The sequence below is a fragment of the Microcoleus sp. N9_A1 genome (assembly GCF_036701795.1).
Lineage (GTDB): Bacteria > Cyanobacteriota > Cyanobacteriia > Cyanobacteriales > Microcoleaceae > Microcoleus.
On sequence record NZ_JAUBRI010000014.1, the window covers coordinates 32886 to 47911 of the forward strand.

The window sequence follows — 15026 nt, forward strand, 5'->3', positions numbered from 1 at the left end:
CCATTAAATCTTGTACAGTGCTCCTTGCCAAACTTCCTTCTTCCATCCGTTAAATCCTTTACACTTATCCGTTGCCGAACTTCCTTCTTCCATCCGTTAAATCCGTTACAGAATCCGTTGCCGAACTTCCTTCTTCGTTGCAAATCGAGGTAATTCATGCGTCAAGTTAGATTTTGGGCGATCGCGCCAATTGCTCTGGTAGCTACTTTTTCTGGCAAGCCGGCTATCTCCCTGTCACTTTCAAATTCAGGTGTTGCTAACAGCAGTTCCACCCTCATTTCAGCAGAATTTCCTCAAAATTTAACTGATGCGAAGCCTGCTGACAAGGCTGTTTTAGCTCAAGCAAGCCCCAACCCGTCGCCATCACCACAGAGTTCGCCAACTCAGAGCCCAACTGTAGAACCTTCGCCGAGTCCTGATGCGGGTTCATCTAAAGTCCTTTTAGAGCAAAACGGAGAACTCACCCCTGCTAAGTCTTCTGTACTGCCTTCGGACAGCAGTTTGTACGACGAGTATACCTTTGAAGGCATTCAGGGTCAGAAAGTGGTTGTTACCGTAGAAAGTACCGAGTTTGATACTTATCTCGCTATTTTCAACTCTCAGGGCGAGCTACTTGCAGAAAATGATGATGCGACGCAGCAAAATTCCAATTCAGAACTTACTGTTACCTTGTCTGCGAACGGTCGCTATCGCGTCATTGTCAATGCTTATGATCCGCCTCCAAAAGGTAGAGGCAAGTACAGTTTGACCGTCCGCGAAACAACTGGAAATTAGTTTGAACGAAACTTCGGAGTCAGGGCACGGCATTGCCGTGTCCCTATAATTCAAGGGCGATCGCACTACAAGCAACTACTATCCACTTTGGTAAATTCATCTGTTTGTATGCAACTATAAATGTTATAGTCTTGCGCTTATAATTTTATAATCTGTATTTCCAATAACTCTTAAAAAGAGAATGGAAGCTGAAATATAGATAGGGCTTGCTGAATAGAACTACAAGCTATGACTGCCAAGGGTTTCAAGATTTTTAAACACAAAAAAGTGCTCTCGTTATGACGTTTTTTGGCTCAAAATCCTTGGATTTCGGTGGAAAATTGTGGAGTAAATTTGGGAACCCATCTCCGAATCTCCCATTTTTCAAGCTGTTTGGCACCTAGATTCGATTTGTGGGCTTTTTCAGCAAGCCCTAGATATTTTTTCAGCTTCCATTTTTAATTTATTTTGATTAATTTAACGGAAACCCAGCCAGGTAAAAAAATCCTGGCGGGTGAAGAATTCTAGCAGCAAAAGTCCCACGAATCCCACCATGGCAAATCGTCCATTAATTTGTTCGGCGTAGGCATTCCAGCCAAAGGCTGGTTCTGGTTTTAGAGTATTGGGAGTTGTCGGTTTTGGGGAGGGAGGGGTTTTAGCAGTCATTTAAAAGTTTTTAGTTTCGTGTTTTGAGTGATGACTTTTGGGAAGCTTTGCGATCGCACAACTTGTAATTTACCAGGAAAATGACAGCCGATCGCTAATCTGCTGACTTTTCTAAATCTTGCACCGATTCGATCAGATTTCGCACGGTTTCGGTACCTTCGGAAGGCTCAAAGGACAGCGGGAATTTACCGCGGGCGATCATTCTCAAACCCAACGGGCCCAGACTCAGCAAACCTTTAACGTCGCGGAAGTAGTTTCCTACTACTTCGATGCCAAACTTGCGCTCGTCTATCCAGCCGCCTTCTTTGACGAGCTCGATCAAGACTTTGCGGTGGCGGATCGATCGACTGGCTTGTTCGTCTTTGCGATCGAGAATCTCTTGTTTAATCTTACCAATTTGATCCATCGGCGCGACTTCCATCGGACAAACCGAGTTGCAGTAGTAACAGCGGGTGCATCCCCAGACGCCTGCGGTGCCTTCGTTGTATTTTTCCAGTCGATTTTCGGTTTCGCTGTCGCGCGAGTCGGCGATCGTGCGGTAAGCTTTGGCGAGGGCGTGGGGGCCGACAAATTCCGGGTTGACTTCGCGGGCGTTGCACTCAGAATAGCACGCGCCGCAGAGGATGCAGTTGCCAGTTTGGTCGAGTTTCGATCGCTCTTCTGGAGTTTGCAGAAATTCGCGTTCTGGAATTGCTCGCGAGGCTGTGCTGATATAGGGTTCAACTGCTTCGAGGTTGTCCCAAAAACTCGTCATATCGACGACCAAATCTTTGATTACCGGCATATTTCCCATTGGGGCGACGGTGATTTCTGGGATGAAATCGGTAGGCATTTCTGCTGAGCTGGACTGGGCTATTTTGTCAAGTCTTGCGAGTTCGCTGGCCACATTTTCTTTGCAAGCTAAAGCCGATCGACCGTTAATTCGCATAGAACAACTGCCACAAATTGTATTGCGGCAATTTTTGCGAAAAGCTAAAGTGCCGTCGTGTTCCCACTTGATGCTGTTGAGGCAGTCGAGGATGGTATTGCTCTCTTCCACATCTAGGGTGTAAGTGTGAACCCGGGGAACCTCGTTTTGATTTTGGCGGACTACGTTAAAGCGGACTTTCATATTTTGAGTAAGGAATTTAGTGTCTATTTTAAGCTAAAATTTTGGACTCTATAGAAAGCTCTTATTTTTTTAACAACTACCTAAAGTAAGAGATTTTTAAAACTTTATTATTGTTTGATAAACATCAATAATTCTCAAGTTATAAATTCTAAATTTCCACTTTTTTAAGCGGATTTGTGAGCTATTAATTGGAGATAAAAGTAATTAATCGCTGCAATTCGCTAGTTGGAGGTGCGTGATGTCCAGCTTGTTTGTATTAACTTTCATGTTTTCAACGCCGGCCTTTTGTCTGGGTCTGCTAAATCCTCAATGGGTGGGACTGGGAACTCGCAAGCGATCGGCTGCCTTGTACGGCGGCTTGATGGCAGTTTCGTTCGTTTTGCTTGGGGTTACAGCACCTAAGGCGCCACAACCAGTTTCATCGGGGCTGCTGGCCTCAACTGAATGGCCAGAATTTAAGGTAAGCGCACCTTTGCGCTGAAGGTAGCTGGGTATGCTTCTCACTTTTCTGGCAGCGTTACGATAAATTTTACCAGGACTTACGCCCGGTTGGGGCGAGAAACCGAGTTTTTTAAGGAAAATAGTAGGTTCTACTCATTTACTGCGTATTTTGGTAAAATAAACCCGGTTTCTGCGTCCAGGATTACTTCTATTTTTTACTGGTAAAGGTCGCTAGGTTTAGTTTTTTCCTCTGATACCAATTTTACATGAAGTTGCAGAGAATAAAGATACTGTTTAGAGGTCATTAGTTATGGCACGCCAACTGATTCTGGCGATCGCCGAAAGTGCAGAGAGAAGGCGAGCAACAACTAAAAATTAGTCGCACTGCTAGCCAGATAGAACGATCGAGTCTGATTCAAAAGTTATCGGGAGATCGTGGAGTGGCTGAATCAGACTTATCAGTCGTTAGCCTACATTTTTGTTCCATTGCTACTCGCACGCGTTTGTTTCCGAGGAAATTAACTTCCCCTTACGTCCTATCGGCACACACATTGGCGTACCCAAAATTGGGTCAGGAATAATACGACACTCTAACTCAAAAACTGAGAGTATCATCTCCTCAGTCATTACCATTTTCGGTTCCCCAGCCGCAAAAATCTGACCATCTTTGACAGCAACTAGATAATCAGCATAACGGCACGCCTGATTCAAGTCATGCAATACCATCACAATTGTCCTTCCCTGACTTTGGTTCAACTCATACAACAAATCTAAAACTTCTATCTGGTGCGCCAAATCCAAAAAAGTAGTCGGCTCATCCAAAAGTAAAATATCTGTATCCTGTGCTAGTGCCATTGCAATCCAAGCTCGCTGTCGTTGTCCACCAGACAAAGTATCTAATGCTCTATCTGCCAACTCCAGTAAATCTGTAATTAAAAGTGCCTGTTGCACAATTGTTTCATCTTTGGCTGACCACTGCTGCAACCAATTTTGATAAGGGTAACGTCCTTGTGCTACCAAATCTCTGACTGTTAACCCTTCCGGTGCTACGGGCCCTTGAGGCAAAATACCCAATTGCTGCGCTACTTCCTTGGTGGAAAGCTTAAAAATTGAAGTGCTGTCAAGATATACTGTACCGTGATATGGTTTGAGAAGTCTGGCCAGACCTCTTAACAAAGTTGATTTACCGCAACCATTAGCACCAACTAAAGCACTAATTTGTCCGGTAGGAATGGCCAAATTTAAGTCTCGGATAATTGGCACACCATCATAAGCTAAAGATAAACCTCTGGTTGATAGTCCTTTCATAAGTGATACCATTTTAAACTTTTAATTTGAGATTTTGGATTTAGGAAAACCTAATTTTTGGGTTGATAAAATATGATTTTTATCAAGTTCCCAGTCCCCAATTCCTTATTTGTTGCGGTTCCGAATTAACAAAAAAAGAAAATAAGGAGCCCCGATAGCAGCAGTTACCACGCCACAAGGAAGTTCGATAGGTGCAAACAGCGTTCTTCCTAACAAGTCTGCGACCACAACAATCACACCCCCTAACAATGCAGAAGTAGGAATTAACCCTTCATGATTTGTACCTACCAACTGTCTGCCTAAATGAGGTGCAATTAAACCGACAAAACCAATCATTCCCGCAGTAGCGACTCCTGCACCTGCTAAAGCTACACCCACCAGCACTAGCAAACCACGTTGCCATTCCACGCGAGTACCTCAACCTTTGGCGACATCATCTCCTAAATTTAATGCGTTCAAATGTCTTGCCAATGTCAACGCCATCGGTACAAAAACAATCAACCAAGGTAAGAAGGAAAAGACTTGCTCCCAAGTGCGTCCGTAGACACTGCCAGCCAACCAAACCAAAGCATTACTAACATCACTAATTTCCCCAAAAGTAATCATCAAGCTGGTGAATGCACTGGCAATCGCAGACAAGCCAATACCCATTAAAATTAGTAAAATCGGCGAACTACCGTTATTCCAAGCCAGCGAGTAAATTAAAATCGCCATAAGCATTGCACCTGCAAAGGCTGAAACAGGCAATGTATAAATCGGTGCTGATGGAAATAGGACAATTACTGTCACTGCTGCTAAACTCGCCCCAGCATTGATGCCAATAATACCAGGGTCAGCTAAAGGATTGCGTGTGAGACCTTGAAAGATAGTGCCAGAAATAGCAAACGCCACTCCTACCATAAAAGCGACAAGGGTGCGGGGTAGACGCAGGTTGTGAATCACAAAAGCATGGTCTGGGTTGCCTGTATCTAAACCTAAGACAGTTTTGACGATATCCAAGGGCGAAATCGGATATTCACCTCTGCCCACATTCATCACCATCGCCACTACAATCACTACTGCCAAACATACCAGCATTGGTGGTACACGTCGGTCTATGCGAAAAGATATCGCTTCGGAACGGATGACGAGCCAATCTAACTTCATTTCTTCACCTTTGACTTAGCCAAGTAGACAAAAAAGGGTGCACCAACGAGTGCTGTCATTATTCCCACAGGTAATTCCTGGGGTTTAAGTAATACACGGGCGGTAATATCTGCAACCAAAAGTAAAGTTGCACCTACCACTGCGGAATAAGGCAAAATCCAACGGTAATCAGCAAAGATGAAAAATCTCACGATATGGGGAACAACTAAGCCGAGAAAGCCGATTGGCCCCGCAATAGATACGGCACTTCCCGCCAGTAAAACAACGCTAATTGCCGTGATGATTTTGACCCAAGCTGTCTGTTGACCTAAGCCTTTTGCTACATCTTCACCGAGACTCATGGTAGTAATTTGTCTACCAAGGGCAAAAGCAACGACTAATCCAAGGGCGACGAAAGGTAATGCTTGCAAGAACATATTGATATCGCGCCCAGCCAGTGAACCTGCTAACCAAAATCTAATTTCTTCTAAGGTGCGTTGACTGACGATCAGGATAGCAGTAGTCAGGGAAGAAATCAGAGCCGTGAGCGCCGCGCCTGCTACTGTGAGATTCAATGGTGTAGGCCCTCCTTTTCCTAGAGAACCAAGGAAGTAGACTAACATTGCTGTGACTCCTGCACCCAAAAAGGCCACAATAGTTAAAACATTTAAGGACGAACTACCAAAAACAAAAATTGTGGCAACTACAGCCAATGCAGCCCCCGACTGAATACCCAAAATCCCTGGATCTGCTAAGGGGTTGCGCGTCAAACCTTGCATTAACGCTCCTGATACTGCCAAGGCTGAACCTACGAGTATAGCAATGAGCGATCGCGGTAATCTTACTGTCTGAATTACTAAGTGATCGTAGGAACCATCAAAGGCTATAAAAGATGTAAAAATCTTTTCCAGAGGTATTTCTGCAGCACCTAAAGTGACACTGTATACCAAGCAAATCAACAAGATAACCACTCCCAAAACCAGACCAGCTAAGGGTGATATTTGGGGCTTTTTCCATTCTCTAGACGATTTTTTGAACCCTTTTGTCATTTTATGCACTCTCTCAATAATTAACTGTTTATTAACGATCAGATTGAACGGGGACATATCCAATTATTTGGTGTGGTTGTAGGCCATTCCATCTAAGGCAAGTATTAAAGAATCCCAGATTGTACGCGCCACAAACTAGCATAAATTCCATCAAGTGCTAGTAAATCCTCATGCTTACCCTGCTCGACAATTTGACCCTGTTCCATCACATAAATACAATGACTGTGGCGAATTGTGGAAAGACGATGGGCGATCGCAATTGTCGTCCGATTTTGGGTAATCATCGCCAGCGACTTCTGAATCGCCGCTTCCGTCTCATTATCCACCGCAGAAGTCGCCTCATCTAAAATCAGAATTTGCGGGTCTTTGAGAATAGCACGGGCTATGGCAATTCTTTGTCTTTGTCCACCTGAAAGCTTTTGACCGCGTTCGCCAACGATAGTATCGTATCCTTGGGGTAGTTGCAGGATAAATTCATGAGCCTGGGCTAATTTGGCAGCATGGATAATTTCGTTGTGACTAGCATCAAAGCTACCATAAGCAATATTTTCTGCCACCGTACCGTGAAACAGAAACACATCCTGACTCACCCAACCGATACAGCGTCGTAATTCCCCAAGTTGTAACTCCCGAATATCGATACCATCAACCAGGATTTGTCCGCCTTGGACTTCGTAAAAGCGTAACAGTAGCTTAACTAGGGTACTTTTACCAGAACCAGTTGCACCAACAATACCAATATTTGCACCAGGGGGAATGTGCAATGATAAATTTTGCAGTACGTTGGTGCGATCGTTGTATGCAAAGGTGATCTTGTCAAATTGCACCTCACCGCGTACTGTTTTTAACGGTAAAGGATGTTTCCCTGTGGGAATAGCAACAGGAGTATCTAATAACCCCATAACTCGTTTAATTGAAGCCATCGCCCGTTGATACTCGTCCATAATTTCGCTCAAACTGGCAAAAGGCCACAGTAACTGCTGGACAATAAACACCATGAAACCGTAAGTTCCCACAGTTAACTGATTATTCGCCACTGCAACCCCACCAAAAAACAGTGTGGCGATGAAACCGATTACAATTACTAATCGAATCGCCGGATAAAAAGCAGCAGAAAGAGCGATCGCACGGGCGTTACTGCGGCGATAGGCTTCACTCTCAGTAAGGACACGACCTCTTTCGTAGGTTTCAGCAGTAAAGCTTTTAATTGTGGCAATCCCTGAGAGATTATTAGCTAAACGACTATTGATAAATCCGGCTTTGTCGCGGACATCTGCATAACGGGGTGCGAGTCGTTTTTGGAATGCTAATGAACCCCAGAATATGAAGGGTGTAGGTAGTATTGCCAACCAAGCTACATTGGGGGCAATGAGAATAAATGAACCGCCTACAGCTAAAATAGTGGTGATAAATTGTAGAATACTAGCCGCCCCAGAATCTAGAAATCTTTCTAATTGATTGATGTCATCGTTTAATATTGACAAAAGTGTGCCTGTAGAGCGTTCTTCAAAGTAGCTCAGTTCTAGTTCTTGTAAATGGCTGTAGGCATCAAGACGTAGTTCGTGCTGCATAGTTTGGGCGAGGTTGCGCCACAGGCGATCGTAAATAAATTCAGATAGTGATTCTAAAGTCCAAATTAGTAAAGTTAATAATGATAAGATTGCCAATTGTCCAATGATATTAGTAATCCCTATTTTTGCAATGATAGAACTTTCTTTTTCCACTACGACATCTACGGCGACACCTATTAAATAGGATGGTGCGAGGTCGAAGATTTTATTGAGGATGGTAAAGGTTACAGCAGTCCACACTTGAGGGCGGTAGTTTTTGGCGTAGTGTAATAAACGTAGGAGGGGATGCTGTTTGGTTAATGGCAAAGAGGTCATGGTAAATGCTGAATTTAGAGAAAATAATTAATGAGAATTACCTGGATTTTCATTAATTAATACAGGGGGTATTTGGGCGAAAATAGCAGATTCTAACAGTTCAGGAAGCTGTTTCCAAACTACAGTTCCTTTAGGGCTTTTGATATACAGTTGCATAAAATCTAGTAATGCAGCGGCACTTTCTCCGGGGGTGAGATTGACGAAGAGATAGGTGGGTTTGTCTGGACTGGCGACGGATACAACACAGCCATGATTGCACGCCCATAAACATCCGACTGGTTGAATTTCAATTTCATTATCTGGGAATTGTTCGGTGCATAAAGTGTTCAATTTGTCAAGTAAAATATTGCCGTCAAAAGGTGGATTATCTGGTCGTTTTTCAGAAGAACTGTGGCAGGATTTGCAGATGAAGAGGGTATGTTTGGGCATAGGTTTAGGGTGTGTTGACGAGGTATTTGTAGAGGTCATCAATGACGGCATTCATCGCCAGAACATCAAAAGCATACCAGTGTGCAGAGTCTACAAAATAAACCTGATTGTTCTGAACAGCCTTGAGTTGTCGCCACAAAGGTTTTTCTTGCAGCTTCTCTAAACTCTTTTTGGCAGCCTCCCCTCCCAGAGCCGAAATAAAAATAACATCACCATCTATATCAAACAAACGTTCCTGAGAAATGTTACTCTTCACGAAGAAATCTCCACTTTGTCCTGGTGGGCGTTGTAATTTAATATCGTTTAGAACTCCACTAGTAGGATGTTTATTCCCGTAGATAAACATTCCATAGGACGGATCTATGCTTACAACTGATACTTTAATTTGTTTTCGGCGATCGCCCAAAGCTTGTTTGAGTTTGTCAATCCGCTGCCAATATTCGCCTATTAACTGTTTACTCTCCTGTTCCTTATCTAACAACTTTGCAATGTCTTCTAAGTGTTTTTGCCAAGGAGGAGGTGGAGCAGGGTAATCTAAGACAACAGTAGGTGCAATTTCAGTTAGCGGTTTGTAGATATTTTGCAACCGAGTATTCGATAAAATTAAATCAGGTTTCAGTAGCAAAATCTTTTCCAAGTTTGGTTCATTGAGGCTTCCAACAAATTCAACTCCATCCACTTTGTCCCGAAGATACTTTGGAAAAGGCTCACCTGGAATCCATATATATGCAATGGGTTTAATACCCAATGCCAAAGCACTACTAAAAGTGCTCATCCATAGAGTCACAATTCGTTGAGGATTGCGAGGGATGCACGTTTTACCCATCACATGTTGCACGAGTCGGCAATTTTCCAATGGTTGCTTCAAGCTTGTAGCATTGTTGTCAATATTTCTGCTACAAGCTGAAACAAGTGTAAATGTCAAAACTCCCAATAACAATAGAAAAACCAGGCGGTGTAGAGAAAGTTTCATGGATATCTGATTACTCAAAACTGCCAAGAAATTGTACCCTGCACAGTGAATGGCTCACCAGGAAAAACAAAAAAGCTATCAAAGGCAGATTCAAAATAATCCACATTGAATAGATTCCTGATGTTGAGTGCTGCCCGAAATTGTTCTCGTTTGTAAAAGATGCTGGCGTCCGTCCGCAGGTAACTTGGAAGGGTAAAACTATTCTCTATATCTCCTTGACGTTCCCCTACCAAGAAGAAGCCTACACCCGCACCGAAACCTTTTAAAGAACCTTGTTGAATTTCGTAAGTTGTCCATAGGTTGAAACTATTTTCAGGTGCGAGTAGGCGATTACCGATAGGTAACGCATTGTCTTTGGTAATTCTGGCATCCGTATAGGCATACCCTGCAAAAATGTTCCATCCCGGTAAGATTTCGCCTGCAACATTCAGTTCAATGCCTCGACTGCGTTGTTCACCTGTTTGAATGGAGAAGCTTGGGTCATTCGGGTCAGTTGTCAAGACGTTGGATCGAGTTAAATCAAAGAGTGCAAGGGTTGTAGACAGTCTGTTGTTTAAGTCTGCCTTAATTCCAACTTCATACTGGGTTCCTCGTTCAGGCTGAAACGTACTGCCATCAGCAGCAATGTCAGTCACAGGGGTAAACGATCGACTATAGCTGGCATAAAGCGAAATAGGTTGAATAGGTTGATAGACAATGCCGACACGCGGGCTAAACGCATCTCCTGATGTGCTTGTTTCCGTGTTTGTCAAAAAATCATTGTCTGTCCGCTTAAAAGTGTCAAATCTCCCACCTAATAGTAACTTCAAATTCTCAGTTAGCGTGACTTGATCTTGAATGTAAATACCCAACGCATCTGTCACAAAGCCAGTAGCAGAGCTAGAGGTAACATTACCAAATGGCTGACCATACACTGGATTAAATACATCGAGTGGCGCGATCGACCTTCCAGTATTTGTGAATGAGTTATCAAATCTACCCAGATCAACTCCGAATACTACCTGATGCTGAATTGAACCTGTTGAAAATTTACCAATCAGGTCTGCTGCAAAGTTATAGCTAGTTTGATCAAACGTCCTGGCATTAAAGCCACGATTTAAGGTTCGATTATCAGGCTCAAGGCTAATACCAAATATTTGTTCTTGTGCAGCAGTGAAAGACGAGACTCGAAATGCGTTTCGCAGCGACAAACTATCACTGAATTGATGCTCAAGCGTATAGCCAATTCGATAAAGCTGTACATCAAATGGTTTAGCAAACGGTTCAGTAATAGTGCGGTTTAGTGGTATTCTGCCATTGGGATTTGGTAGTACCGTACCAACAGCGGGTAAACCTAGATCATCTCCGTTTTCTGAAGAGGAATACTCTCCTTCCACCGTCAATTTTGTTCGATCGCCGATCGCAAAACTCAAGACAGGCGCAACAAACACTCTTTCTGATTCTCTAAAGTCGGTAAAGCTGCCAATGTTCTGATAAGCTGCGTTCAGTCGATATAAAACGGTCTTAGAGTCGTTTAGCGGTCCTGATAGATCGACTGTGCCACGGTAGTAGTCATAGTTCCCGATCGTGGCACTGACCTCATAGAAGGGGTCGCGTAGAGGCTGTTTTGTAATCAGGTTGACAGTGCCTCCGGGAACGCCTCGTCCGAACAGCACTGAAGCTGGACCTTTCAGAACTTCGACTTGTTGAATGTGGGAAAAGTCTATTTGACGTGCGCCAATAGAATCTTGCAAACCATTTCTGAGTACATTTCCTTGATCGTCCCTGGTTTCAAAACCTCGAATCGTCAAAAAAGAACCATTGGCGAAGTTAGGAGGAAAGGTGTTAATCACTCCGGGGACATTTCTGATAGCTTCATCTAGACGGGTAACATTTTGGTCTTCCAGCACCTGACGTGGCACTACCTGAATCGATTGGGGAATGTCTCTCAAAGGTGTATCAGTTTTTGTCCCAGTCGTAGTATTCGGAACACGATAGGCATCTCGATCGCCCGTCACCACCAACTCAATCGGGTCATCCTGCTGCGCTGATGGTGTCTCCTCCGGTGTTTCACTCCTTGGCTTTTCTTCAGTTGGAGGTGTTTCCGGTGGCTGCGTCGCAATTGTCGCAGAAGTTATACGTTTCTCTGTCAGGTAGCTAAATGCTGTTTTGCCAAACAGTTCTTTAAATCCACGTTGCAGAGTGCGATCGCTCACCCCGACACTTTGCGCCAACTCCAGCAATGACGGCGGATTCTCCAAACGTGCCACTAAAATTTCCCTAGCCAGATGAATCCGGGCGATGGTGTCTGTCTTCAATCGCGGCGATGATTGCAGTCCGTGTTGAGCAGATAAGATGGGAGCTAACTGCAACGCCATTAGTTCCAACACCTTACCCTGTAAATACATCCGCTTTGTCATGCCCTGGAAAGGACAGTTGACAATTTGCTGTGCTACTCCCTGAATAGCCGCCGTAGTTTCCGGGTACAGCAAAGTTTGCCAATCATTACCCTTTGCCAACAGACGCAACTGCTGGGGAATTTCTCCTGTTTCATCGGGGAAAAAAGTTGCCAGCAAGTCAGGAGGCATATGAATGTCAACGCCCACGTGTCGAGATTTGGGGGATTTTGTAAGCATTTTGCGTTGAATACCGCTACCAGAAATACACGTATATCCTTCCCCTAACTGCCCCCCGTATTCGTCTATGACTTTGCCGGAAAGGAGAACGCAAAATTGCAGTGGGTGATGCCATTCAGGGATTTTATGTAGGACATCATCGTGATATTCACAGTCCAAAATCGCCAGCCAAAGATGAGGATGCACCTCAATATCCCGTATATAGCCTTTACCGAGTTGCTTGGGCATTTCACAGAGGATTTCAAATGGTTCTGGTTGTGGTGGTTGGAGGCTGTTGTGGTTAGCTTCTGCCCACAGTTCCCAATCCTCTTTCATCGTCAGGGTGATGGTCATGACTGGATGATATCTAAAAATTAATGAGATTAATTATCAATAATTTTATCGCGAATGGCGATCCGTTTAAGCTCGATCGAGATCGAGAGTTGATCGCTTGCGAAACGCTAGGTTAGATTTGCACGCGCCAACAGCCTCGGTTAATGATCAAGGCTTTTTTCGGTGATTGTACTGATTTGAAGATGGAAATCGATCGGCTAAACTGGTGTAATTGTTGAGCTTGCAATGCTGGTGCATCTATGACTTACAGCTTGAGAATTGTCGATTTGCCAACGAGTGAACGGCCGCGGGAGCGGCTGATGGCGGGCGGCCCGAAAAGTTTGGCGACTGCGGAATTGATTGCGATTCTGCTGGGTACCGGTCAGGGAAAAGGTAAACTTTCGGCTGTGGGGTTGGGACAATATATTTTAAATCAGTTGAGCCAGCACCAGCGCGACCCTCTGGCAGTGCTGCGGAATATTAGCGTTCAGGAGTTGACGCAGATTCACGGGATCGGGCCTGCTAAGGCGACTGGGATTTTGGCTGCGGTGGAGTTGGGCAAGCGGGTGTTTCAGTCGCGCCCGCCGGATATGGCGGTGGTTGACTCTCCGCAAGCGGCGGCGGATGCGCTGAGTCAGGATTTGATGTGGCAGTCTCAGGAGCGCTTTGCTGTGGTGCTGCTGGATGTGAAAAATCGGCTGCTGGGAACTCAGATAATTACGATCGGCACAGCAACGGAAACTTTGGCTCACCCACGGGATATTTTTCGCGAGGTGATCCGCCAGGGGGCGACGCGGGCGATTATCTCCCACAATCACCCCTCGGGAATTGTAGATCCAAGCCCGGAGGATATTGCTTTGACGCGACAGTTGCTGGCGGGAGCGCAGTTTTTGTCAATTCCGCTGCTTGATCACTTGATTTTGGGGAATGGCGATTTTCGGAGTTTGCGGCAGACTACGACGCTTTGGGATGAGTATCCGCAGGGCGATTGAACTTGTCTACTTAACTAATTGCATAGGTCTGATTAGTTATTTGTATCTTTGGTCTGTCTGAGGGCTGAAGCAGCCGTCTTAGCAGGGGGATTTTGGGGCTGGACTCCGTGAGGGCAGCTTGTTTTGATTGAATGTCGCTGCTGATACTTAGTTTCGATCGCAACTCGGTTAATCTAGTATAGGTAGGCTGAAGAGGTCGGTAATCCGATTTTTTTAGACCATACTAAACATATACTGAACCAGCACCTAAAAGCCCAATGCTTAAGAGATTATTAAATTGGGTGTAAAATAAACGGTGTGGTGATAGGAGGAGAACTGTGTTTCTGAGACTTGCAGAACAACACCGTAAATTCGTTCAAGATTTGGTAATGAACCTCCAAGCTTTAGCGATCGTGCTAGAGCATCGGGGTTATCTGGCATCCTGCTACACTTGCGGGGGTCAGATGAACAGTGCCTCATTTATGGTCAGTTTGACGGACAACCATCTGATTCGATTTTTAGTGTCAGATTACGGTATCACTTGGACTGAGATGCGGGACGACCGCGAACTGATGAAACTAGAAGGTGCCGAAGCGATTAATCAGTTACAAGAACTGGCAAATCTCGTAAAGTATCAAATCCAACCTTCGGAAGCTACTTTAGCGACGGCGCAGTGAGTGTAGCGATTGCACGGTTCCGAGGAAGGCGACGCAAGAAAGTCAGTGCTTGTCTGCTAAAACCGAATCCCCAGCGAGTTAGTTGAGAGGGTTCATTTATGTGCACAGCTATGGCTGCTCAACAGACAAGGGTGCTATCAGGGTGCCTTGAAACTGTTTAGCGATCAGTCGATCGAAGTGAGCCTGGGCAGACGGCATACTTTATGCCAGAAGTCTCAAACTTGGAACCTCTAGTTTTTTTCCCGAAGTAGATTCTCCCTTGAGAGCGATCAGCAAAATTGTAGAAGTGCGAATGCTCGTCGGCTGCGATGTTAATTTCTCACTTGGCCATTCAAAAGTCAAGGAATTGAAATTAACTTTGAGCAGGCAGGTAAAATTTAACATCCAGAGTGAGGATGAGGCTGTGAAGATTGGGGGAAAGGCAGACACAGGGCTATGGCATAGGGGCGATTCAGCAGTCAACTGAAAGTCGGTAAGGCTTAATTCGAGCCATTAGTCTGTGCTTGGTTGAAAACATCTTCCTTTGTCTAACATTCCCTGTTTGTATAGTCGCGAATTCCATGAAACTGTTGGCGAATCAATATTTGGTTTCTTTGGAGGGTTTAATAATGAACCTCCAAAACGCCAAGTACGCCAAAAAGGAAGAAGAAAGACGAAGAAGGATAGAAAAATTAATTGCGGGCAATTATCGGGACACGATCTAAGAGGGG

11 protein-coding genes and 1 pseudogene are annotated in these 15026 nt (G+C 44.6%); 3 read left to right on the forward strand and 9 right to left on the reverse strand.

The features are described from left to right. Positions 1-156 precede the first annotated feature (156 nt). Complete coding sequence (locus QUA58_RS09085) at positions 157-774, forward strand: pre-peptidase C-terminal domain-containing protein (protein ID WP_333253425.1); 618 nt, start codon at positions 157-159, stop codon at positions 772-774. Between the two features lie 456 nt (positions 775-1230). Here QUA58_RS09085 and QUA58_RS09090 read toward each other — a convergent pair whose 3' ends face one another. The 9 genes and pseudogenes from QUA58_RS09090 to QUA58_RS09130 form a co-directional block, all read right to left on the reverse strand. Beyond that, positions 1231-1419, reverse strand: a complete 189-nt coding sequence (locus QUA58_RS09090) for a chlorophyll a/b-binding protein (RefSeq protein WP_333253423.1) — start codon at positions 1417-1419, stop codon at positions 1231-1233. Between the two features lie 94 nt (positions 1420-1513). Next, positions 1514-2530 carry a succinate dehydrogenase/fumarate reductase iron-sulfur subunit gene (locus tag QUA58_RS09095; protein ID WP_333393757.1) on the reverse strand — a complete coding sequence of 339 codons (1017 nt, stop codon included), beginning with the start codon at positions 2528-2530 and terminating at the stop codon, positions 1514-1516. A 930-nt stretch (positions 2531-3460) separates the two neighbouring features. Then, a complete protein-coding gene (locus QUA58_RS09100; protein WP_333253417.1) occupies positions 3461-4279 on the reverse strand; it encodes an ABC transporter ATP-binding protein in 819 nt (272 codons plus the stop codon). A 105-nt stretch (positions 4280-4384) separates the two neighbouring features. Next, a pseudogene (locus QUA58_RS09105) lies at positions 4385-5425 on the reverse strand (FecCD family ABC transporter permease). After that, positions 5422-6453, reverse strand: coding sequence for an iron ABC transporter permease (locus tag QUA58_RS09110; protein WP_333393759.1), 1032 nt, complete (start codon positions 6451-6453; stop codon positions 5422-5424). The pseudogene QUA58_RS09105 and the gene QUA58_RS09110 overlap by 4 nt, the downstream one beginning before the upstream one ends. A 104-nt stretch (positions 6454-6557) precedes the next feature. Next, the gene (locus QUA58_RS09115; RefSeq protein ID WP_333393760.1) at positions 6558-8339 is read right to left on the reverse strand and encodes an ABC transporter ATP-binding protein; all 1782 of its coding nucleotides are present in this window, start codon (positions 8337-8339) and stop codon (positions 6558-6560) included. A gap of 27 nt (positions 8340-8366) precedes the next feature. Continuing rightward, complete coding sequence (locus tag QUA58_RS09120; protein WP_333253411.1) at positions 8367-8768, reverse strand: DUF1636 family protein; 402 nt, start codon at positions 8766-8768, stop codon at positions 8367-8369. A 4-nt stretch (positions 8769-8772) separates the two neighbouring features. Next, positions 8773-9741, reverse strand: a complete 969-nt coding sequence (locus QUA58_RS09125; RefSeq protein ID WP_333253409.1) for an iron-siderophore ABC transporter substrate-binding protein — start codon at positions 9739-9741, stop codon at positions 8773-8775. Between the two features lie 14 nt (positions 9742-9755). Then, positions 9756-12689, reverse strand: coding sequence for a TonB-dependent siderophore receptor (locus QUA58_RS09130; RefSeq protein WP_333253407.1), 2934 nt, complete (start codon positions 12687-12689; stop codon positions 9756-9758). Between the two features lie 239 nt (positions 12690-12928). Between QUA58_RS09130 and radC the strand changes: the two genes are divergently transcribed. Next, positions 12929-13660, forward strand: a complete 732-nt coding sequence (radC, locus tag QUA58_RS09135; RefSeq protein ID WP_333253405.1) for a RadC family protein — start codon at positions 12929-12931, stop codon at positions 13658-13660. A gap of 317 nt (positions 13661-13977) precedes the next feature. Then, entirely contained in the window at positions 13978-14316 is a 339-nt protein-coding gene (locus QUA58_RS09140; RefSeq protein ID WP_015176985.1) for a DUF1815 family protein, read from the forward strand. Positions 14317-15026: the final 710 nt, after the last annotated feature.